The sequence below is a fragment of the Georgenia sp. Marseille-Q6866 genome (assembly GCF_965111665.1).
This window is the reverse complement of record NZ_CBCOOR010000006.1, coordinates 136,568-158,683: the sequence shown is the minus strand read 5'-3', so window position 1 is coordinate 158,683 and position 22,116 is coordinate 136,568. Positions and strand designations below refer to the sequence as shown.

General features: G+C 72.0%; 14 protein-coding genes. 7 read left to right on the top strand and 7 right to left on the bottom strand.

Features of this window, described 5'->3' with window-relative positions; all coding sequences use genetic code 11:
- Positions 1 to 103 precede the first annotated feature (103 nt).
- The 3 genes from ACWPXV_RS07540 to ACWPXV_RS07530 all read right to left on the bottom strand — a co-directional run bounded on the left by ACWPXV_RS07540 (position 104) and on the right by ACWPXV_RS07530 (position 7,738).
- Positions 104 to 5,677, bottom strand: a complete 5,574-nt coding sequence (locus ACWPXV_RS07540) for a family 16 glycoside hydrolase (RefSeq protein WP_454084661.1) — start codon at positions 5,675 to 5,677, stop codon at positions 104 to 106.
- A gap of 136 nt (positions 5,678 to 5,813) precedes the next feature.
- On the bottom strand, positions 5,814 to 6,881 hold the full coding sequence (locus ACWPXV_RS07535) for an adenylate/guanylate cyclase domain-containing protein (protein WP_454084660.1): 1,068 nt from the start codon (positions 6,879 to 6,881) through the stop codon (positions 5,814 to 5,816).
- Positions 6,878 to 7,738 (bottom strand): biotin--[acetyl-CoA-carboxylase] ligase, encoded by an 861-nt coding sequence (locus ACWPXV_RS07530; protein WP_454084659.1) that lies wholly within the window; start codon positions 7,736 to 7,738, stop codon positions 6,878 to 6,880. The genes ACWPXV_RS07535 and ACWPXV_RS07530 overlap by 4 nt, the downstream gene beginning before the upstream one ends.
- A gap of 70 nt (positions 7,739 to 7,808) precedes the next feature.
- Here ACWPXV_RS07530 and ACWPXV_RS07525 point away from each other — a divergent pair, with 70 nt between their 5' ends.
- From ACWPXV_RS07525 to ACWPXV_RS07495, 7 genes are all read left to right on the top strand, one after another.
- Complete coding sequence (locus tag ACWPXV_RS07525; RefSeq protein ID WP_454084658.1) at positions 7,809 to 8,534, top strand: DsbA family protein; 726 nt, start codon at positions 7,809 to 7,811, stop codon at positions 8,532 to 8,534.
- Positions 8,535 to 8,630: 96 nt separating this feature from the next.
- Positions 8,631 to 10,223: an acyl-CoA carboxylase subunit beta gene (locus ACWPXV_RS07520; protein ID WP_454084657.1), complete on the top strand. Its 1,593-nt coding sequence runs from the start codon at positions 8,631 to 8,633 to the stop codon at positions 10,221 to 10,223.
- Complete coding sequence (locus ACWPXV_RS07515; RefSeq protein WP_110853629.1) at positions 10,220 to 10,462, top strand: acyl-CoA carboxylase subunit epsilon; 243 nt, start codon at positions 10,220 to 10,222, stop codon at positions 10,460 to 10,462. Before ACWPXV_RS07520 ends, ACWPXV_RS07515 begins: the two co-directional genes overlap by 4 nt.
- Before the next feature lie 174 nt (positions 10,463 to 10,636).
- Complete coding sequence (locus tag ACWPXV_RS07510; RefSeq protein ID WP_454084656.1) at positions 10,637 to 11,200, top strand: hypothetical protein; 564 nt, start codon at positions 10,637 to 10,639, stop codon at positions 11,198 to 11,200.
- Positions 11,201 to 11,204: 4 nt separating this feature from the next.
- Positions 11,205 to 11,708 carry a hypothetical protein gene (locus ACWPXV_RS07505; RefSeq protein ID WP_454084655.1) on the top strand — a complete coding sequence of 168 codons (504 nt, stop codon included), beginning with the start codon at positions 11,205 to 11,207 and terminating at the stop codon, positions 11,706 to 11,708.
- Positions 11,708 to 12,625 carry a hypothetical protein gene (locus tag ACWPXV_RS07500; protein ID WP_454084654.1) on the top strand — a complete coding sequence of 306 codons (918 nt, stop codon included), beginning with the start codon at positions 11,708 to 11,710 and terminating at the stop codon, positions 12,623 to 12,625. The genes ACWPXV_RS07505 and ACWPXV_RS07500 overlap by 1 nt, the downstream gene beginning before the upstream one ends.
- Positions 12,615 to 13,217 carry a hypothetical protein gene (locus ACWPXV_RS07495; RefSeq protein ID WP_454084653.1) on the top strand — a complete coding sequence of 201 codons (603 nt, stop codon included), beginning with the start codon at positions 12,615 to 12,617 and terminating at the stop codon, positions 13,215 to 13,217. Before ACWPXV_RS07500 ends, ACWPXV_RS07495 begins: the two co-directional genes overlap by 11 nt.
- A gap of 10 nt (positions 13,218 to 13,227) precedes the next feature.
- Here ACWPXV_RS07495 and focA read toward each other — a convergent pair whose 3' ends face one another.
- From focA to ACWPXV_RS07475, 4 genes are all read right to left on the bottom strand, one after another.
- The gene (gene focA / locus ACWPXV_RS07490) at positions 13,228 to 14,067 is read right to left on the bottom strand and encodes a formate transporter FocA (RefSeq protein WP_454084652.1); all 840 of its coding nucleotides are present in this window, start codon (positions 14,065 to 14,067) and stop codon (positions 13,228 to 13,230) included.
- Between the two features lie 253 nt (positions 14,068 to 14,320).
- Positions 14,321 to 15,196, bottom strand: a complete 876-nt coding sequence (locus tag ACWPXV_RS07485; protein ID WP_454084651.1) for a class C sortase — start codon at positions 15,194 to 15,196, stop codon at positions 14,321 to 14,323.
- 22 nt (positions 15,197 to 15,218) lie between these two features.
- Positions 15,219 to 16,658 carry a SpaH/EbpB family LPXTG-anchored major pilin gene (locus ACWPXV_RS07480; protein WP_454084650.1) on the bottom strand — a complete coding sequence of 480 codons (1,440 nt, stop codon included), beginning with the start codon at positions 16,656 to 16,658 and terminating at the stop codon, positions 15,219 to 15,221.
- Positions 16,651 to 21,996 (bottom strand): hypothetical protein, encoded by a 5,346-nt coding sequence (locus tag ACWPXV_RS07475; RefSeq protein ID WP_454084649.1) that lies wholly within the window; start codon positions 21,994 to 21,996, stop codon positions 16,651 to 16,653. Before ACWPXV_RS07475 ends, ACWPXV_RS07480 begins: the two co-directional genes overlap by 8 nt.
- Positions 21,997 to 22,116: the final 120 nt, after the last annotated feature.

Genomic DNA, 22,116 nt, shown 5'->3' with positions numbered 1-22,116 from the left:
CGAGTGCACACCGACGTTTGACTCAACCGATGCCTGCCCGGACGTGCCGACAGCCGGATCCCCGCGTGGCGGGGACCCGGCTGTCGACGTTCAGCGAGGAGGATCAGCCGAGCTTGGCGGCGCTCCCCACCTCCTTGGCGACGGGCGCCGGGCCGACCGGGCGACGGACACCGAGGGTGTCGGTGCCGTTGCCGTCCCAGTCGCCCACGTGGACCTCGTCACCGGCGCGACCGAAGGTCACCACGGTGTCGGGGGCCCCGCCACGCAGCGAGTTGCTCACGTGGTAGGTGGCGCCGCGGCGCACCGTGAAGGTGTCCCGACCGTCACCGTCCCAGTCACCCGCGAGGGTGACGTCGGCGGCGCGGCCATAGGTGAACACCGTGTCGGCGTCCCCACCGCGGAGCGAGTTCTTCACGTGGTACGTCGCGGCGCGGCGCACCGCGAAGGTGTCCGTCCCGTTGCCGTCCCAGTCACCGACCATGACCGCGTCGTTCTCCCGGCCGTAGTGGAAGACCGCGTCCGCGTCCCCACCCCGCATGGAGTTCTTCACGTGGTAGGCGTTGCCGCGGCGCACAGCGAAGGTATCCGTGCCGTCGCCGTTCCAGTCGCCGACGAGGATGGTGTCCCCGGGACGGCCGTAGGTAATGACCGAGTCGGCGTCCCCGCCGCGCTGGGCGTTGGACACGTGGAACACGTTCCCGCGGCGGACCGCGATGGTGTCCTTGCCGTCCCCGTCCCAGTCACCGATGAGCACCTCGTCGGCCCAGCGGCCGTACATGAAGTGCACGTCGGTGGACCCGCGCCACGAGTTCGACAGGTGGAACTCGGCGGAGCGACGGTCCGGCGCCGGCGGCAGCCCGCCGTCGGTGGTGAAGGTGAGCACCCACTCCGCCGTGGCGCCCTCGGCCAGGACGTAGCCGTCCAGGGCGCGGGCGACGACCGTGACGGTGCCCGACGCCGGGTGCGTCCCGGCGGCGGTGACCTCACCGTTGACGAGGTACTCGACCCCGACCACGGAGGGGATCATCACCGTGTCGTTGTCGGCTCCCGGGCCGTCCGCGAAGACGACCGTCGCGGGGGTGACCTCGACGAGCTCCGGCTCGCCGCCGTCCTCGGAGAAGGTGTGCGTCCACGAGGCGACAGTGCCCTCGGGGAAGACGAAGCCCACGGCCGGGCGGGCCGTGACGGTCACCGTGCCGGTGCCGTCGTACTCGCCGGCCTCCACGACCTCACCGTCGACGACGTACTCGACGCCCTCGACCGCGGGCACCGTGTAGACGTCGTCCTCGGTGCCGTCCTCGTCGGTGAAGGTCACCGGCGTGGGCGTCACCTCGACGAGCTCGGGCTCGCCGCCGTCCTCGGAGAAGGTGTGGGTCCACTCGGTGGTCCCGTCGGCGAGGACGAAGCCCTCCAGGGCCCGTGCCGTCACCGTGACCGCGCCGGTACCGGCACGCTCACCGGCCGCCACGACCTCGCCGTCGACGACGTACTCCACGCCCACGCTCCACGGGACCGTGTACATGTCCGCCTCGGTGCCGTCCTCGTCGGTGAAGGTCACCGACGCCGGCGTCACCTCGACCGGACGCGAGCCCTCCGCGCCGGCCTCCTGGCCGGTGAGGTACTCGAAGCCCGTCTCGACGAACTCCTCGCCCTGCGGCGCGACGTCGTACTCCATGACGTAGTACGCGATGTCCGCGTGCTCCTGTGCCGCGGCGAGGATGTCCTGCAGCGGCACGTCACCGTCACCGAGGTTGGTGAACGCGGGGCTCCCCGGGCTGTTGAGGTTGGTCGCGTCCTTGATGTGGAGCAGCTCGATGCGCTCACCGTGCTCGGCGAGGAGTGCCGGGACGTCGATACCCGCGTCCACGGCCCAGGCGACGTCGAGCTGGAAGGTGACGTACTCCGGGTTGGTCTCCTCGACGAGGATCTCCCAGGCGGACATCTGCTCACCATCGTGCTCGTACACGGTGGTGAACTCGCGGTCGTGGTTGTGGCCGAAGAACTTGCCGATCTCGGCCTCGACCGAGCGCTCGCCGAGGCGGTTCATCGTCGCGGCCGTGGCCAGCGTGTCCTCGTAGGAGCCGATGCCCGGGGCCGCGAAGCCACCGGACCCGACGTACTCCTGGCCGAGCGCATCGACGTACGCGAGCGTCTCGTCGAAGTTCCCCTCCCCCACGTTGTGGTGCGAGGACGGGATCCGCAGGCCGGTCTCGTCGGCCATCGCCCGCACCTGCTCCGCGGTGTAGGGGTTGAGGTTGCCGCTGTAGGGCTCGATGTTCTTGAGCCCGATCTCGGCCAGTCGCGCCAGGACCGTCTGCTGGCCCTCGGCGTTGACCCACGGGATGAGGGAGTACAGGCCGATGGAGACCTGGTCCACCGGCACGAGGACCGGCTCACCGCCCTCGGTGGAGAAGGTGTGGGTCCACTCGGCCGTGGCGCCCTCGGGGAAGGCGAAACCGTCGAGCGGGCGAGCCGTGACGGTGACCGTGCCGGCACCGTCGTACTCGCCGGCCTCCACGACCTCACCGTCGACGACGTACTCGACGCCCTCGACCGTGGGGACCGTGTAGACGTCACTCTCGGTGCCGTCCTCGTCGGTGAAGGTCACCGGCGCGGGCGTCACCTCGACGACGGCGAGGTCCTTGACCTGGACGTTGCGGTAGTAGACCGTCTCTCCGCCGCCGTGGTTCTGGAAGCCGATGAACCCGGAGCTGAGGTCACGAGCGGGGTCGGTGCTCGTGAAGTCGTTGACGAGGACACCGTTGAGGTAGATCTTGATGTTGTCGCCCTGGACGCGGATGTCGTAGCTGTTCCACGAGCCCACCGGGTTGAGTGCCTCGTCGCGGGCCTCGAGGTCAGCGCCCTGGAAGGTGTAGACCGCGCCGGTCGTGCGGTCGACCTCGTCCGTCGCGTCGATCTGGATCTCATAACCCTGGTCGACAGCGACCCACGGGTCGTTGCCCGGGTCGGGGAAACCGACGAACACGCCGCCGTTGTCGTCCTTCACGAGCTTCCAGTCCAGCGTGAGGCTGTACTCCTCGAACTGCTGCTCGGTGTACCAGAGCAGACCCATGCCGCCCTCGCCGCGCAGCGAGCAGTCGTCCTGACGCCCGAAGCCACCCGGGCCGGCCATCCGCCAGCCGTCGTTCAGGCTGGCGAGCGTGCCGTCGAAGATCGCGGTGTAGCCGACCTCGGGCTCGACGGGGGTGCAGATGTCGGGGTTCTCGCCGATGCTCAGCACGTCGAGGTTGACGTTGCCCTCGTCGCCCTCGTCGTACTGCAGCGTGATGGTGTTCGCACCGGCCTCGAGCTCGAGCTCCTGCGTCGCCCAGGCCCACGTCTTCCAGTCGCCCGTGGTCGGCAGCGTCCACTGCCCCAGGTCCTCACCGTTCACGTACAGCGAGACGTTCTTCGACCGCAGCTCCGGGTAGGGGTGGATGCCGTTCGCGTAGCGCAGGTTGACGGGGTAGGTGCCCGCCTCGTCGACGTTCACGTGGAACAGACGACCCGAACCCACCGCCTGGATGTTCGCGGCGAACCCGGTGCCGGAGTAGTTGCTGTGGTCCGCGGCGACGCTCGAGGCGCCGAGCGGGATCGCGTCCTCACCCTCGTAGTACTGGTCCTCCGGCGGAGCGACGTAGCCCGGGAGGGAGTTGAGCGTGTACCACGCCTCGGTGTTCCACAGCTCCTGGCCGCCGTCGTCCGTGAACGGACGCGGCGAGCGCAGGTGCACGACGTAGCCGGGCGTGAGCCCGTCGATCGCGAGCGTGACCGTCGTACGGTCCTCGGAGACCTCGGCAGCCGTGACGTCGAGCGGGTGCTCGTCGATCTTCGGGCCGCCGTACTGCTGCGTGGGCTGGTAGCGCCACTGCTGGACCTGGTAGGCCTCGGCGATGGTCGCCGCCGTCTCCTCGGAGAGCGGCTGCGTGTACTCGATCTCGAAGCCGCCCTCGACGACGCGAACCTCCTTCATGTCGAAGGTGTCCTCGCTGACCGGGGTGAGCTTCTGCAGGCCGTACCGGAGCTTGCCGGCCTCACCCCAGTTGCCGCCCTCACCGGTGCCGCCGATGTAGATGGCGCCGTCGGGCCCGACGATGGTGCGGTTGATGCCGCTCTCGAAGCCGGCGGAGTGGCGGAAGACCGCACCCTGGTACTCGCCGTCGACCTCCTCGAGGAACGCGCGCTGCAGACCGCCGTAGGTCACGTCACCGATGAGCATCTGCCCGGCGAACGGACCGTCCTCGAGCAGCGCCGGCTGGCTCGGGGAGTTGCCGATCTCGTTCTGGGGGATCCACACCGCGGGCGGGCTGACAGGCTGGTCGTCGAACGGACCGTCCGGGTTCGTGTAGTGGTTGAAGAACTTGCCCTCCTCGATGTGCACGAGCTTGTTCGAGGGAAGCCACGCGCCCTGGTTGTCCGTGGCGAACAGGTCGCCGTTCGGGCCGAAGGCGATGCCGTTCGGGGTGCGCAGACCGCCGGCGACGTGGGTGACCTCGCCGGTCTCGCGGTCGATCTTGATGGACGTGCCGCGGTTCTCGACAAGCTGGGGATCCGTCGTCGCGCCGCCGTTGTTGATGGCGACCGAGAGGTTCACGTAGAAGTAGTCCTCGTCGTGGACGAGGCCGAACGCGAACTCGTGGAAGTTGCCGCCGTCGGGGTACTCCGCGACCGTCGTGTGGAGGTCGTAGAAGCCGTCGCCGTCCGGGTCGGTGAGCTGCGTGAGCTGGTGGCGCTCCGAGACGAAGATCGAGTCCTCGATCACCTCGATGCCCATGGGGTTGAGCAGCTCGTCCGCGACCTTGGTCACCGTGACGTCCTCGGGGCCGTCGGCCTCGGTGACGCCGTCGAGGAAGAAGACCTCACCCGACGTCGGGTCGGGCTGCCAGCCCCCGGAGCTCACCTCGCCCGTGGTGGAGACGGCGAGCCGTCCGTCGGGCGTGAACGCCAGACCCGAGACCTTGGGCTCGAAGCCCTCAGGACGCAGGTCCGTGAGGACATAGTTCGGGTTGACCGCGTCGAGCCGCAGACCGTCACCGGCGGTGTCGGTCGCGCCCTCGCAGTACTTGGTACCGGGGGCCGTGACGCGCACAGGGTCCGGGGTGCTGAGCGCGGAGGTCGGCACGAGCGTGAAGCCGGAAGCGCCCGGCGCCTGCCACTCGAGGTGCAGCTCCTGGCCGCCGCCGGCCTCGATGTGCTCGATGAACAGCGAGTGGTAGCCGGCCGTCAGCGTGACACTGCCGTCCTTGGGCTCCGCGCCGTGCAGGCCGTCGTGGTCGATGACGAGCTCGTCGTCGATGTGGAGCTTGGAGCCGTCGTCGCTCGTGAGGCGGAAGGTGTACTCGCCGTCGGCCGGGACCTCGAGGGTCGCGAGCACGTGCGTGAGGAAGTTGTCCTCCATGCCGAACTCGTCTGCCTCGGTCCAGCTGATCGTCGGCATGAGCCGGTCGACGTTCGGGGTGGTGCCTTCCTTGAGGGTGCAGATCTCACTCGGCGCCTGGCCGAACGCGAAGGTGCGGAGGGTGACGCCGGGCACCTCGCCGGAGGGTGGCGCGGCGGTGGCCGGTACGGCCATGCCTGCACCGATGACGGCGCCGGCGGCGAGCGTCGCGACGGCGCGGCGCCTGAAGGCGGTTCCCGGCGCGTGCCCTGCAGCTCGCAGGGCAACGGATCTGAGCATCGTTACTCCTCATTGTCGTCCGTGGAGGCCCGCGACGCGACGTCCCTGCCGCGATGCGGGGACCTCGGACGCTATCCGCCGTTATGGCACGTGTCAACCAACTTCAGACCATCGCGCAGCAAAAGGCGGCAGCCGGTCAGGCGCGGCGGAGCTCGACGGGGCTCATCTGGCCGATCCCGGCCATGTCGACCGGCGGGAGCGGGACGAAGGAGAACTCCGCCGCTGCCGACGAGGTCGACAGCCGCTCGCTCGTGGCCGGGTCGGTGATGACGGAGTCCGGCTCCGCGACGTCGGCCAGCCGGGAGGCGAGGTTGACGACCGGCCCGAAGACGTCGCCCGAGCGGGAGATGACCCGGCCCCACACGACCGAGCCACGCACGGGGAGCAGCCCCGGCCGCGAGCGGATCTCGGTGACGAGGTCGACGGCCACGCGGGCGGCCGTGGGGAGGTCGTCGGCGATGAAGAGCACGGCGTCGCCGATGGTCTTGACCACGCGCCCGCCGCGGGAGGTGATGACGTCCCGGGCCGTGAACTCGAAGCCCTGGACGAGCTCCGCCAGCTCCCGGGAGCCGAGCCGGGCGGAGCTGGAGGTGAAGGACACCATGTCGATGAAGCCGAGCGCCCGGGGCAGCGGCAGGGAGTCGTTGGTCGTCTCCTCCACGGAGCGGCTCGCGACCTCCGTGTCCATCCGCATGGCGAGCGCGGCGAGCTGCCGCCGCCACGCGTAGACGAGCTGGCCCTCGAGCATGCCGGCGACGTCGGCGATGTGGTCGAGGACGACGAGGCGCGCCCCGGTGTCGTCCAGCCGGTGGCGGCGGCTGGCGTCCTCAACGAGAGCCTCCACCTGCCACAGGGCGAGCCGGTCGGCGAGGTAGCTCTGGGCGCGAAGCAGGGAGACGGCGGTGGCGCGGTCGACGTGCACGCCGCCGACGAGGGCGCCGATCGACCTCAGCGCCTCGACGTCCCGCTCGGTGAAGGTGACGGCGTCGTCCGCGACGTTCTGGAAGCCCATGGCGCGCCAGAAGAGGCGGGCGGACTGGAGGTCGACCCCCGCGCGCTCGGCGAGCTGCACCATCGTGAGGCTCGGCGCGCCGCCGACGAGCTCGGCCACGCGCTCCTCGACGGTGGAGCGTCCCGGGTGTGCCTGCTCGGAGGGTCGCTCCGCCGGCGCGGTCGTCTCCCCGAGGTCTGCGGCATCCGTCACAGTTCCAGATTAACGTCCACCCCGGCGTCCGCCGACCCGATGTCCGCCCGCACGTGCAGGACGTCCCCCGCGAGCACCCTGTGCAGCACCCCGGCGGCGTCACGCACCACGAGGCAGCCGTCGGGGTCGAGCGCCTCGGCCCGCCCGTGGAGAAGCCCGCCACCGGGCTGCTCGACGCGCACGTCACGGCCCAGGGTGAGGCAGTCGGCGGCCACCTCGGCGAGGAGCCCGGCCGCGCGCGCGTCGCCGTCGTGCTCCTCCCAGCGGCGCACGAGCGGCGCGAGCTCGCGCCCGACGGCGTCGAGCAGCGCCGTGGGTGCGGGCACCGGCAGGCCGGCGAGGGCCATCGACGTCGCCGAGGCCACCGGCAGCGCACCCGCGTCCTGGGCGAGGTTGACGCCGATCCCGACGACGGCGACCGGCCTGCCGTCGGGTGCCGGCGGGAGGAGCTCGGTGAGGATCCCCCCGAGCTTGCGGGCGGTGCCCCAGCCCGCGAGCGCCGGCCCGCCGTCGTCGACGAGGACGTCGTTGGGCCACTTGAGCCCGACGGCGCCGGCCCTGTCCCCGCCCCCGGCGCGGACCGCCCGGACGACGGCAAGGCCGGCGAGGAGGGTGAGCCAGGGGGCGCGCTCCGGCGGCACCCGCGGGCGCAGCAGCAGCGAGGCGGTGAGCGCGGCACCCGGCGGGGTGAGCCAGCTGCGGCCGGTGCGGCCGCGGCCGGCGGTCTGGTGCTCGGCGACGAGCGCGGACAGGTGCGGCCAGGCGGCCGGGTCGGCGGCGACGGCCTCGCGCAGGGCGGTGCTCGTCGAGCCCACCTCGGCCAGCCGGACGACACGCGCGAAGGGCTGCTCGGTCACGGGCCCACCCAACCACAGCGCCGCGGGCCGGGCTTAGCATGGCCGGACCGCCTACCTCTGGAGCCCGTCCATGCCCGCGTCCCGCGCCCGCATCCTCGTGCCCGTCCTGCTCCTCCTCGTCGTCGTGGCGGTGGTCGGCGGGCTCCTCATCGGCAGCAGCGGCGACGACGGCGCGACGCCCGCACCGAGCGGCAGCGCCTCGGTCGAGGTCGAGGAGCCGGCGGCGACGGCCCCCGCCGTGACCCCGACCGACGACGCCGCCGCCGCGGCACCCGACCTCACGCGCCGCGTCGAGGGCGACCCGATGGCCGCGGGACCGGTCGACGCGCCGGTGGGCGTGGTCGTCTACTCCGACTACAGCTGCCCGTACTGCCAGAGCTGGGTCGTGGAGACGCAGCCGACGGTCCTCGAGTACGCCGAGGAGGGCACGGTGCGCCTCGAGTGGCGCGACATCAGCATCCTCGGCGAGGACTCCACCCGCGCCGCCGTGGCGGCCGCGGCCGCCGCTGAGCAGGACCGCTACCGGGAGTTCCACGAGCTGCTCTTCGCCGACATGGACGCCCGCTCCCCCGAGCAGCTCACCGCCATGGCCGAGCAGCTGGACTTGGACCTCGAGCAGTTCGGCGCCGATCTCACCGACCCCGCCGTCCTCGGCACCGTGCAGCGCAACGTCGACGAGGCCCAGAGCCTGGGCCTGCAGTCCACGCCGAGCTTCGTCGTCGCCGGGACACCCGTGGTGGGTGCCCAGCCGGCGGAGGTCTTCGTCGAGCTCATCGAGGCGGCCCTCGCCCCGTAGCCGGGCCCCCCTTTGTGGAGGCCCCACAACACCGCCTCGCCGAAACGCCGCGTCCAGGCAGCGAGGGTGGTGGCCCGCCACACGTACGCTCGCCGGGTGACCTCCCAACCCACAGACCTCACCGGCACCGCCGCCCGGCTCGCCGACCTCACCGCCCGGAACACCGAGCTCGCGCGCGCCGAGGCCGTCGCGCAGGACAAGCAGCACGGGCGCGGCAAGAAGAGCGCTCGCGAGCGCATCGAGGGGCTGCTCGACGAGGGCAGCTTCGTCGAGCTCGACGCCTTCGCCACCCACCGCTCGACGAACTTCGGGCTGGACAAGCGCAAGGTTGCCGGTGACGGCGTCGTCGTCGGCTACGGGACGGTCGACGGCCGCCAGGTGTGCATCTACTCCCAGGACTTCTCCGTCTTCGGCGGCAGCCTCGGTGAGGTCCACGGGCAGAAGATCACCAAGGTCATGGACCTCGCGCTGCGCACCGGGGTGCCGCTCATCGGGATCTCCGACGGCGGTGGGGCCCGAATCCAGGAGGGCGTGGCCGCGCTCACCCAGTTCGCCGAGATCTTCCGCCGCAACGTCGCGGCCTCCGGGGTCATCCCGCAGATCTCCCTCATCCTCGGCCCCAGCGCCGGCGGCGCCGTCTACTCCCCCGCGCTCACCGACTTCATCGTCATGGCCGACAAGACGTCGAACATGTTCATCACCGGCCCCGACGTCATCAAGGCGGTCACCGGTGAGGAGGTCAGCTTCGAGGAGCTCGGCGGCGCGGCCACCCACAACGAGCGCTCCGGCGTCGCCCACTACCTCGCCGAGGACGAGGAGGACGCGCTCGACTTCGTCCGCGCGCTGCTCGCCTTCCTCCCCGCCAACAACCTCAGCGAGCCGCCCACCTGGCCCGCGGAGAACGAGGCGCTCGAGGTGACAGCCGCCGACGTCGAGCTCGACACGCTCGTCCCGGACTCCGACAACCAGCCCTACGACATGCGCACCGTCGTCGAGCACGTCGTCGACGACGGCGAGCTGCTCGAGGTGCAGCAGCTCTACGCGCAGAACATCATCACGGCGTTCGGGCACGTCGAGGGCCGTCCGGTCGGGATCATCGCCAACCAGCCGCTGCAGATGGCCGGGACGCTCGACATCAACGCCGCGGAGAAGGCCGCGCGCTTCGTGCGCACCTGCGACGCCTTCAACATCCCCGTCCTCACCTTCGTCGACGTGCCGGGTTTCCTGCCGGGCACCGACCAGGAGTGGAACGGCATCATCCGCCGCGGCGCCAAGCTCATCTACGCCTACGGCGAGGCGACCGTCCCGCTCGTCACCGTCATCACCCGCAAGGCCTACGGCGGGGCGTACATCGTCATGGGCTCCAAGCAGCTCGGCGCGGACGTCAACCTCGCGTGGCCGACGGCGCAGATCGCCGTCATGGGCTCCGGGGGCGCCGTCAACATCCTCCAGCGCGGTGCGCTGAAGAAGGTGGCCGACGAGGGAGGGGACGTCGAGGCGGAGCGGGCGCGACTCACCGCGGAGTACGAGGACGCGATCGTCAACCCGTGGGACGCGGCCGCACGCGGCTACGTCGACGCCGTCATCGCCCCGTCCGAGACGCGCGTCCAGGTGGTCCGGGCGCTCCGGGCGCTGGCCACCAAGCGCGCGACACTGCCGGCGAAGAAGCACGGGAACATCCCGCTGTGAGCAGCGCGACGGGCGAGTCCGGGGACCTCACCGCCGCGCAGCTGCGCGTCGTGCGGGGGGAGCCGGACGACGTCGAGCTCGCGGCCCTCGTCGCGGGGATCGTCGCGGCGCGGGTCGCGGCGGCCGACGACGACGCACCCTCCCGGCCCGCCCCCGCGCCCTGGTCCGACCACGGGCGCCGTCTGGGTCGCCCGCCGGTGGCGGGCCCCGGCGCCTGGCGCTGGTCGCTGCACCCCTGAGCGGGCGCACCGTCGCGCCCGCCGGTGCACAACGCTGACAGCGCAGCGCCGGTTGCGGTACTACTAGGACGGGCAGCCGCCAGGCCGGTCGAGAGGAAGACACCACCGACGATGGACCTCGAGATCAACACCGAGACCATGTGAGAGGCCGGCGCGTCACTCCGCACGGTCGCCGTGGAGTTCGACGGCGCCAAGGACCACAGCCGGGAAGCCGCCGACGCCGTCGGCCACGACGGTCTCGGCGACCGGCTGCGGAGCTTCGCGGACAGCTGGGACGGGCGGCGCGAGGAGATCCTCGAGGACATCAACACGCTCTCCGAGCGGTGCGCCGTGATCGCCGAGACGTTCGAGCAGCTCGACGGCGAGCTCGGGGCAGTCGCGGACGTCCGCAGGGACCTGGCGAGCGCGGGCCGCTCGATCCTCGACGACGCCCGGCAGGTCGTCGCGCCGCGGTGGTCGGACCTCACCAGGCGGCTGGACGACGTCAGCGACGCGGTCCGGGGCGGTCAGTGGCAGACGGTCGCGCCCCGGATGACCGGCCAGCACGACGACCTGCAGGCGCTGGCCGAGCTCCGTGGCATCGGCACGCGCAACGCGGGCCTGCCCAGTTCGCGGACTTCACCACGCACCTGCGCGACACCCAGCTGGCCCAGGTCACCATGGGAGGCGCGTTCGGCGCCGACGTCGCCGTCCAGGGGTACGGCTTCTACCACGACGCGACGCACCCCGCCCCGGTGACGCCGTGAGGATCACGAGCTTCGCCATCGACCTGCCCGCCGACTGGTATGGGCAGGACTCCGCAGTCCCCGACGAGCTGCGCCCGGCGCTCGAGGAGGCATGGGAGCTCGACGGGCTGGCGGGGACCGACTCCCTCCTCACGGCCTTCTGGGTCACCTCCCCGGGCACGCTGCGCGGCCAGCTGCAGGTGTTCGACGCGGAGGTCGACGGCGTCAGCCCCCGCAAGCTGGTCCGGCTGACCCGCCGCTCACCGGTCGGCGGTGTCCTCCTCGAGCGCGACGTGCGGGAGATCGCCCTCCCGGCGGGCCCGGCGGTGGGCGACGCACGGCTGGTCGGCGAGCCCGACGGGCTCGTCACCTTCACCATCGACGTCACCGTCCTGCCGCCGAGGAGCGAGTCGGCTCTCGTCCTGTCGGTGAGCACGCCGGACCCGCACCTCGCCGACCCGCTCGCCGACCACGCCTGGGCCCTGGCGGCAGGGCTGACCATCGAGCAGGACGCGGGCTGATGCCGAGCGGGACACGCAACGGACCCGGGCGTCCGACGATCCTCCACGGTGCCGCCCCGGTGGCAGCGTGGCGGCGCAGCGCGCTGCTCGCACCGGCACGCCGGCCCGTCCTTCACCGCGTGGCGATGGCGGTGGCTGCCGTCGCGTTCGTGCTCACCGTCATCGGCACCGAGACGGCGCGTCGGGGCGGCGACGTCGTCCCCGGCCTGCTCATCTCGACCGGCGCCGGGGCTGTCGGCCTCCTCGGTGCGCTCGCAGTCCTCGCCCTCGTCGCCGGAGAGCTGTACGGCGGACCACATCCCCCCACCGACGCCCTCGTCGTCGTCGAGCCCGATCCGGAGCGCGGGCGCGTCAGCGTCATGTTCCGCCGGCGGGCGCGCCTGTGGACCGACGGACGCGTCCTCGGGTTCATCGGGGCGGAGCGGGAGGACCATCGCTGGCCCCTCCACGGGGCCGACGGACTGGCCGCCGTCGAGACCATGCCGCTGCCCGGCGGCACCGACCACCTGGTCCGCCTGCGCGGTGCTGACGGGCGGGTGCGTGGCCACCTGCTGTCGGCACAGTGGTGGCCGGCCGGTGTCGACGCGTCCGCCGGTGGGCCGCTCCATGAGCTCGCCGCATCCGCCGGCCTGCCCGTGCAGGGGGTGCCGTACCGCTCGTCCTCCTACCCGGCAGTGACGCTGGACCACCACCTCGGACCGTACTCGACGCCGGTCATGCTCTGGCAGTCCACGGCGATGCTCGACCTCGTCTCCGGCGTCTTCCTCGCCCTCGTCGCCTCCCTCAGGCTCGCCGACGCCTCTTGGGCGCCGCTGAGCCTCGGCCTCGGGGTCGTCACGACGCTGCTCTCCGCCCTGGCGATCGCCGCTGTGCACCGCCCCCACCGCCTGTCGGTCCGAGGACGGCATGGCTCCTGAGTCCACCCGGTCCGGTGCCGTGGGCGTCATCCTCCCCGAGGACTGGTTCGCCATCCCGCTGACGGACGACACCGCCCGCACCCGCGCGGTCGCGGCCCTGGTCGAGCGGCAGCTCGACGGCACCCACGCCGGACCGGCGCTGCGTCGCGACCTCCACGACCGGCTGAAGAGCCAGACCGCCGCGGCACGTCACGCCGGTGGCTGGCTCATGGCGATCTCCCTCATGCGCGTCCGCGGTGCGCCGGTCCCGGCCTCGCTCGTGTGCGCACGGGAGGGTGGGGCGGGACTGCCGGGCCGCACCCTCGAGGAGATCTTCGACGACCTCAGCCGCGAGGGCGGCCCCACGGCCACGGTCGACGCGGCCCGCGGCCCCTGGAGCACTGTCGTGCGACGGGTGGTCGAGCCCGCCGACGCCAGCTCCGACAGCACGCAGACACCACAGCTCACGGCCACCTACTACCTCGACCCGGGTGACGGCCACGGCGTCGTCGTCCTCGCCTTCGCCAGCCCGGCGCTCGCCCTGCGCGACGGCCTGCTGAAGCTCTTCGACACCGTCGCGATGGGGGTGCAGCGGCTGTCGGACGGAGGGTGAGGACGCGCGGTCAGAGCCGGCCGGGACGGCGGAAGATCGTCCAGTACATGAGGCCGATCATGACGCCGCCGCCGACGACGTTGCCGAGGGTGACGGGCAGCAGGTTCCCGACGACGACGGAGTCCCACGTCAGCGTGGCGTCCTCACCGGCGACCTCCACGCCCCCGGGCCCCTGCAGGAGCAGCGCGAGCGGCAGGAGGAACATGTTGGCCACGGAGTGCTCGAACCCCGCGGAGACGAACAGCGCGATGGGCAGGGTGAGGGCGAGGACCTTGTCCGTGGTCGTGCGCCCGGAGTAGGCCGCCCACACGGCCACGCACACCATGAGGTTGCACAGGACCCCCAGGACGAAGGCCTCGGCGAAGGAGTGCCCGACCTTGCCCGCGGCGGCGTCGAGGACCACTCGGCCCCAGGCGCCGTCCGCGGCGTGCCAGGTGCCCCCGGCGTACACGAGGACGACGACGGTCAGGGCACCGAGGAGGTTGCCGGCGTAGACGACCGCCCAGTTGCGCAGCAGCTGGGCCCAGCTGATCCGTCCGCTCGCCCGCGCGGTGAGGGTGAGCGTGGAGGAGGTGAACAGCTCGGCGCCGGTGAGGACGACGAGCACGATGCCGGTGGAGAAGACGACGCCGCCGAGCACCTTCGCCACGCCCCACGGCAGCGCCTGCGCGCCGACCTGGCTGGTGGTCCAGAAGACGAAGGCCAGGGCGATGTAGCCACCGGCGGTGATGCCGAGGAGGAAGGAGGTGAGCGGGCGGGCGGTGGCCTTGGCGCAGGCGGCGTCCTCCGCCGCGCGCGCCAGCTGCGCGGCGGAGGGGATACCCGCGGACTCCGACACCGTGCCGGTCATGGCTCTCCCGTCCGAGCCGGACCGACCGGCCACCGTGTCATCGTCGCGCGGCGGGCGGGCACGCGAGCGGGCCCTTGGGCCCGGACCCGCTGGTCACCCCGCCCCTTACCCGGGTGCCCCTCCGTCTGGGGCGCCCCCGGTGACGGGCCCCGGCGCGTGGCGCCGGTCCTTGCACCCCTGACCCACCAGGCCGCGCTCACGCCGCCGCGCCCTCCGCCGACAGCTGGACCGACGAGGGGCGGGGGCGGGGGCGTCACGGTCGCGGGGTCGTGGCGTCCCGCCCGGACGACCAGACGTAGGCGCTCAGTGCGATGACGGTGCCGCCGACAGCGAGCACCCACCAGGGGAAGCGGGGCACGTGGGGAGGTTCCCCTGCGGTGTCGACGTCCTCGACCGGCGTGGGGATGATCCGTTCAGCGGTCACCAGGATCCGGTGGCTGTTGACACCGATGGGAGTGCAGGTGACGAGGGTGACGAGGTCCTGTCCCGGCTGCGGCCGCAGCGCGTGGGTCTCGTCGGGCTCGACGACGGCGGTCGCGATGACCTCGTAGGTCAGCACCTCGCCGAAGGTCTCGATGGTGAAGCGGTCGGCGAGCTCCACCTCGTCCAGGTGGGTGAGGATCGTGGCCTCCGCAAGACCCCGGTGACCGGTGAGCACCGAGTGCGTACCGGGGCCGCCGACAGGCAGGGCAGTGCCCTGCAGGTGGCCGATGCCCTCCAAGAGGACCTGCTCGCTGGTGCCGTGGAAGACCGGCAGGTCGACGTCGATCGTCGGGATGCGCACGCGAGCCATGAGGCCGTTGTCGTCAGCGGCGAGGAGCGAGTCGTAGACGAAGGGCCGCTGGTGGTCGTCCGCTACCGGCAGCCGGGTGAAGGCGTTGACGACGGCACCGCCGGTGAGGGCCTCGTTGTAGCGGCGCGCGGCGGCCAACGCGGCCTCGCGGCCCTCCAGGCCGAGGTCCTGGACGTCCTGCGCGTAGCCCACGACCTGCTGCGACTGCTGGTACTGGGCGAACCAGCTGGACATCGTCGGGTACAGCAGGACGAGGACGCCGAGGAGGAAGACCAGGGCGATCGCCAGCGGAGTCCGCAGCAGCTGCCACCGCGGGCGGGCGTGATCGGCGGCCATCACGCCCGCCCGGCCATCTCGGTCAGCCCGCCTGTCCAGCGCGACGTCGGTGCCGCAGTGCGGCACCGACTGCCACGGTGACGAGACCCATGCCGAGCAGGGTGAACAGCACCGTGCCCGCAGCACCGGTCAGCGGGAGCTCGATGAGCGGACGCTGGTGGTTGAGGACCCCGACCGGGCTGCCTTCGGCCTCGGTCGTGGACCCTGCGTGGACGGTCACCTCGATCGGGTCGGAGGCGCCCGTGTAACCGACCGGCGCCTCGGTCTCCACGACCCAGTAGGTGGTGCCCACCTCGCCCGCGAACAGACCCGGGACCAGCACGGAGCCGTCTGCCGCGCTCGTGAAGGTATCGGTCCGCTCGCCGCCGACGAGGACCGCGACGGGGTGGGTGCCCGCGGCGGCGTCCTCAGGGGTGCGGAAGATCTGGAACCGGGCGCCTTCGAGGCCCGCCCGGTCACCGGCTGCGGTCTCGGCGTACTTGAGCAGCGCGAGCGCCCCCCACTCGGTCTGGACCCTGCTCGTGGTGGCGGTGAACTCGTTGATGGTCACCGTGGCGTCGTTCGGGATGATGCCGTCACCGACAGACGTCACCGTCGTGTCGATCATGAGCTGGACCGTGCCACCCTGGGCGCCGTCCAGCGCCGCGAGGCCGGCGGAGGTGAAGGTGGCCGACAGCGTGCCCGCCGCATGGGTCAGCGTGACGGCGGTGGCATCCAGGCCGCTGCCGTCGAGGGTGACCTCTGCCCGCGTGTAGGCGAGGCGGTCGTCGAGCTCGTCGGTGATCGCGAAGGTCGTGAACACCTCACCCGCCGGCAGGCGGGGCACGGTCACGTCCACGCTCCAGGTGACGGCGTCCCCGAGGCCCCAGGCGGCGTCGTCGTCGACCGTCTTCCTGATGGCCGTCACCGAGTTCTTCGGGTACACGTGCACGTCGTAGTTCCACGTGCTGTCCTGCGTCGGCAGCGGGACGGAGACGAGGAACGGCTCGGCGCGGACTGCGATCGGGTGACCGCCGGTGTCGGTCTCCTCCACGAGGTAGACACCCACGGAGAGGTCGTGGAAGGACACCGTGCCACTGGCGTCCGTCCTGTCGGCGTCCGGGGTCGAGAGCGGGTACGTCGTCGGGGCGGCAGTCACCTCGGCCGCAGTGAGGTCCTCGACTGCCTGCCATCCCTCGTTCGTGGCGAGGTCGATGCTGCTGACCCGGCTGACGGTGAACTGGACCCCGGCGAGCGGGCTGTCCGGACGAGCGGCCCCCGTCAGCTCCGAACCGTCATGACCCGCGATGCCGCCGCCGTCCGGCTCCTCGAACTTGTGGATGGTGAGCGAGCCGAGCTGGTCCGGGTCGAGGTTCGGTCCGGTCGTTGTGGCGCCGGCAGGTGCGGCGCCGAGCATGCCCATGGTCAGGGCGCCGGCCGCCATGACGGTCAAGCGGCCCAGCCGCCTCGTCGTCCTACTCATTGGTGTCTCCATTTCGTTCTCCGCCGGTCGGCCGAGGTCTGAGGTGGTGCTGAGGTTGAGTGCGCCGGGAGTGCAGGTGGTGGGCCACGCCGGCGCAGAGTGCGACGGCCAGCACGAGGCTCCCCAGGGCGACGTACGCTGCGGGCCCGAGCCCACCGGTCAGCGGGAGCACAACGGCCTGGACCGGCGCGTTGACGAAGCGGACGATCGCGTGCTCGCCCCTGCTGACGGCGACTGCCGAGGAGTCCGCGACGCCCACCCAGTCACCTGCGGCGGCGTGGTCGGGACGTTGTGGGTCCTCACCCACGTAGCGCTCGACGGCGACGTGCCGGTAGGCCAGCGCGGCCGAGCCGTCGGCGAGCACCTCGGTGAGCGTGTAGGTGTGATCTGGCCGCACTGCGAAGGTGTTCGCGGGTGACACGGCCGCGTCGCCCGCGACAGTGACCGGCGCGAGCCCTGTCGAGGTCCCGGCTGGCGTGGCGGTGAGGTCCCAGGCGGCCGGGACGAAGCCACTCTTCGGATCGGCGCCGTCCACGTGCTTGAGCAGCGTCAGCTCCGCACGGCACGACACCGTGTTGGTGATCGTGTAACCGTTCTCCCCGGGTTCGAGCGTGACCGTGAAGCGAGCGTCCGGGAGCGGGACGGGCACCCCGCCGTCGAGTGAGTGGTCCACCGACTCCAGCTCGCACAGCGGTGGCAGACCACTGACGGTCTCGTCGATCGTCACGCCGTCCCCCGCGAGGTAACCCTCCCGCGGGACCGACCAGTCCTGGTCCGTGGCGGAGGCGCCGTCAGGCCCGCTGAGCGTCAGGTGCGCGTCCCAGCCGTCGGGCTGGGCGCCGTCGGCAACGGGTGGTTCGCCGTCGATGACCCACTCCTTGGCCACGACCACCGAGGCGGGCTCGACCTTCGGGAAGCTGATCCCGGCCTTGTTCGGCTCCTGCACCCGGTGGTCGGCGCGGCCGTCGACCACCGCCGTCGTCTGGTAGGCGAAGGAGTTCCAGGCCTCCGGCGGATGCACCGCGCCCTCCGGCCAGGCGTCGCCCGACTCGGTGACGAAGGAGACGGTGACCCCCTCGGTCGGCCGGAGTCCGCCGTCGAACTCGAACACCCACCTCATGGCCCGGACGGCGGCGAGGTCGGCCGGCTGCTGGTCGGTCCACTGTCCAGGGGCGTCGCACCCTCGCCACGGGTCGCTGCTCGGTCCGCCGGGCACGCACTCGGCCGGGTCCCCGAGGAGGTACTCGGTCGTGACCTCGGTCCCGGCGGGTGCCACCGGGTCGGCGACGCTCACCACGGTCGGCTCCCACTGGGTGCCGCGCTGCACCGAGCCGAGACTGGGCGCCACGTACGCGTCGCCCACCCACGGCAGGATGTCGAGGATCTCGATCCGCTGGGTGTCGACGTTCCCGGTGTTGGTCACCGAGAGCTGCCACTCGGCGTGCCCGCCGGGCCGCGTCTGCACCACGCACGGGTAGCGGTGGAAGCCGTCGCCGTCGTCGGTGCAGGTCGCGCCGTCCGCAGCCCCATGCGCGGTCACGGTGCCGGTAGGACCGGACCCCTCGGGCGTCACCTCTCGCACGAGCTTGCGGCTCTGGTACGCCTGGCCGGTGACCACGTTGACGACCGCGGTGTCCGTCCACCGAGACCCGGGGGCGGCTGACGTCACCTCGAGGGTGTTGACGAGACCACTGGCCGCAGGGTGGCCGGGACGCACGATGAGCGGCAGCGTGACGGTGTAGGTCTCACCGGGCATCAGCGCCGACCCGTCCGGGAAGGTGACGGTCACCGCTGGCTGAGAGGCCGCGTCGTCGACGGCGAGTGTGACCTTCTGGGGGTCGGTCGTGATGGAGGCGGCCTCCGGTGACACGGAGTAGGCGACCGTGCCCTCCTCGAAGAAGAGCAGCTGCGCGCCGTCCGCGTCGGCCGGGAGCAGGTCGGTGATGACCGGGTCGATGATCGGGGCCGTCCCGGTGTTGGTGACCTCGAGGGCGTAGCTGACGAGCCCGCCGGCCGTCGTCGTCGTCGTGTCCTGGCCGCCGGCGGTCTTGGAGACCTCGGCGGCCGTCTGCCCGGGGAGAACGGTGAAGCTGGCGTCATCGGTGTCGACGGCCTGGCTGCTCAGTCGTGCCGCGGTTCCCGTCATGGTGTTGACGACGACGGCCGCTGCGCTCTCCCCCGGGTTCGGGACGCCGCGGCGCCCGTTCAGCTCGCCGCTGCGCAGCACGGGGCGCGAGGTGACGGCGAGGCCGAGCGAGTAGTCGCTGCGGCCCGTGACGCCGTTCCAGACTCCTCCGGGCAGCGGCTCACCGGTGGTCGTCGCGATGGTGATGCGCACTCCCTGGACGTCGCCGGGCTCCACTCCCTCGGGCAGCCCGTCGCCGAAGCCCTGAGGCAGGTGGTCCCCGGTCACGTCGAACGGGCCGCTGGAGACCCACTCCCCGCCCGACACCGCCACCTCGCCCTCGACGGCGGTGAACGCAGCGCCGACGAGGTACTCGGGCACGAGCTCGACCGCGCCCGACGGCGCCCAGTAGAGAAGGTTCGCGTCAGTCCACCCGTGAAGGTCGAAGGCGTTCCAGAACGTCGGGTCCACGTCCTCGAGGACGAGCCGGTCCGGCGCGGCCTGCCCGGGTGCGAGCGCGAGCTGCACAGCGACCTCGGTCGGTCGCGCGCCCGGCTGGAGGATCGTCCCGGAGCTCGGGGTGAGGGTCTTGACCGCGTCCACCGTGATGTCCGCGGGCTCGGCCGTGTCGACAGTCAGCGTGGCCGAGGCCGAGCCGCTGGCCGTGTCGGCGCCTCGCCCGATCACGGCGTCCGCCGAGTTCCTGATGACCGAGGGCGGCTCGAGCGCGGCAAGGGCCTGCTCGATGTCGGTGCCGTCGCTGCGGACCTGCCCGCGCAGCTCGGTGTCCACGGCGACCTCGACGACCGCACCGCGGGGGATGGTCGCCTGCCCGCTCGGGCTCACCAGCGCGAAGTCGAAGCCGACGACGTCGGCCCAGCTCTCACGCGAGGGGTTGAGCGCGCCGGCACCGGCGAAGCGTGACGTGCGGCCATCGGCGAGGTACAGCGTGAGGGCGGCGTCCTCGGGCCTCGGCTGGCCGGCGGCGTTGCCGTGCAGCCGGACGGAGAGGCGGGTGATGTCGACGAGCTCGAAGGCGTTCGTGTCGCCGCCCGGCTCACTGACCTCCAGGCGGTCCACGGCGAAGGCCGAGGTGTTCCTCGCGACCAGCTGGAGCATGCTTCGCGGGTTCGGCTCGTCCGGCGAGACCGTCACGTGGGCGGGGTACCAGAGCTTGGTCACGTGCAGCCGGGGATCCTTGTCCACCGTGAGCTCCCCCCGGCTCTCGTCGCTGACCCCTGCGTCGTCGGCACCCGGACCGACGACGAGGTCGTTGGAGAGGGTCAGGCCGTTCTCGAGCTCCGCGGTGACCTTGAAGTCGACCGCGGCCCGGACGTGTTCGTAGCCGAAGCCGCTGCCCGCGGGATCGGCGAGGTACCTGATTCGGATCCCCTCGGTACCGGCACCGAGGGGGTAGGTGCCGGCGTCCCCGGGGATGGTGGACCAGATGCCCTCGGCGAGCCGTTCGACGACGACGGTCTGTGCCTCGCGCGCATCGAGGACCCGTACGGCCGTCGCCGTGAGCGCGGCCGACAGCTCGGTGTTGAAGACGTCCTCCTGGACGATCTGGTGGACGGGGCCGTGGCGTTCCCCGACCCAGCCCTGGAGGATCGCCGTGACAGTCTCGCCCGGGACACCCTCGATGGTCGGCGTGGCGCCCGGGTCGTCGCCGAAGTACTTGTTGGCGCCGAAGACGACGCGCCTCTCGCCGACACCGAGGTACGCGGTCGCCTGGTGGTGGACGGCGTCGTTTCCACCGCCCGCGCCGCTGGCCTCCACGGTGTTCCAGTACCCGCCCGGAGCGGCCCCGGTGACGGCGAAGCGCGCGCCGATCGTCGCGCCGGGTGGGAAGGCACCGGAGAACTCCAGGACGAAGCCACTGACATCCTCTGGCACCGCGGCGGGCCATCTCACCGTGCCCCCGTCGTTCATCAAGGGGTACGTCGTGCCGCCCACGGTGAGGGTGGCGGTGTCCGCGCCGGTGGGCCAGGACGTCTGCCGGAAGCCGGTGAAGTCGACACCCGGACCGAAGGAGTTCGCGGCTGTCTCGGTCAGGCTCATGGTGTCGAACCACTGGTTGGATACGTTCCGGGCACCGATGGACACGACGGCCTCGTCCCCCTGGATGACCCAGCCCGGCTGGACGCTCTTGGTGGCCTCGACGGCATAGCCCGGTGGATCGACGGTGAACGAGGCCGCGGCGGTCACCGGAGCGGACTCACCCTGCGGCGTGTGCGCGACGACGGAGACCTCGTTGTCGACCCGTCCCTCACCCACACCGCTGCGCAACCGGGTGCGGAGCTCGACCGAGCCGCCGGCTCCGCCTGCGACGATCCCGCCGCTCCCGCTGGCGTCCGAGAAGATCACCCGCAACCCGGTGATCGTGGCCGGATCGACGCCGGCGGGCAGCTGCGGGGTCGCCGACCACGGACCGGGCACCTCACCGCCGGCGGTGAGAGCGACGACCTGCGCCTCGTCGGCACCCTGCGGCAGGGTGACGCTCGCCAACCCGGTGATCTCCACGAGATCGAACGGGTTCGTCCCGCCGCTCGGCTCACGCAGCTCCAGGGAGCTGGCGCCGATGTTGGACGTGTTGGCGATGCCGGTGAGGTGCAGCGGGACCGTCTCGGTCGAGCCGGTGCCGACCGAGGTGACGCCCCACCGCTTGGTGACCACAGCTCCCAGGCTCACCGGGACGTCGAGCGTCAGCCGCGCCTCCGCGCGCACCGCCTCGGCGTTGCGGGCACTGAGCTCGGCGGTGTTGAGGACACTCTGGCCATTGAGCTCCGGAGGAGTGTCCTCCGGAAGACGGACGGTGATGAGGACGTCCGCGGTACTGCCGGCCATCACGCCGGTGGCCCCGTCGGCCCGGGTCTCGGTGAAGTAGACCGTCACGCGGTTGCCGTCCTGCTCGACGGTCGCGCTCGTCGCGGGCTCCACGCTCTCCACAACCAGGGGCGCGGGCACCTGGTCCGTCAGTGTCGCCCCCTCGCACATCGCCGTGCCGCTCGAGCAGCCGACACCGAGCCTGTAGGTCACCCTCTCCCCGGGTGACAGGGTGCCGCGGTCGACGCTCTTCTCGAGGGTGAGCGCTGCCGCGCTCCGCGCATACGTCGGCAACGTGCCGGCACTCGCCACGAGGAGAACCAGCAGCGCGGTCAGGAGCGCGACGAGCTGGCGCCGCCTGCCGGGAGACAGACCGGGTACGGACATAAGAGTCATTCCAAAGGAGGAGGGCAGTCAGACGAACGACCGAGTCGGCCTTGTCTTCTTTATCGCCCATTCGCCCCGGGTCGTGAGTTGTTGTGAGAGTCCTCCTGCGACACGCCGATG

Bases quoted from the DNA above. Each gene is read 5' to 3' on its own strand.
- ACWPXV_RS07540 (WP_454084661.1), bottom strand. From the start codon at position 5,677: ATGCTCAGATCCGTTGCCCTGCGAGCTGCAGGGCACGCGCCGGGAACC.
- ACWPXV_RS07525 (WP_454084658.1), top strand. From the start codon at position 7,809: ATGCCCGCGTCCCGCGCCCGCATCCTCGTGCCCGTCCTGCTCCTCCTC.
- ACWPXV_RS07500 (WP_454084654.1), top strand. From the start codon at position 11,708: ATGCCGAGCGGGACACGCAACGGACCCGGGCGTCCGACGATCCTCCAC.
- ACWPXV_RS07495 (WP_454084653.1), top strand. From the start codon at position 12,615: ATGGCTCCTGAGTCCACCCGGTCCGGTGCCGTGGGCGTCATCCTCCCC.
- focA (WP_454084652.1), bottom strand. From the start codon at position 14,067: ATGACCGGCACGGTGTCGGAGTCCGCGGGTATCCCCTCCGCCGCGCAG.
- ACWPXV_RS07485 (WP_454084651.1), bottom strand. From the start codon at position 15,196: ATGGCCGCCGATCACGCCCGCCCGCGGTGGCAGCTGCTGCGGACTCCG.
- ACWPXV_RS07480 (WP_454084650.1), bottom strand. From the start codon at position 16,658: ATGAGTAGGACGACGAGGCGGCTGGGCCGCTTGACCGTCATGGCGGCC.
- ACWPXV_RS07475 (WP_454084649.1), bottom strand. From the start codon at position 21,996: ATGTCCGTACCCGGTCTGTCTCCCGGCAGGCGGCGCCAGCTCGTCGCG.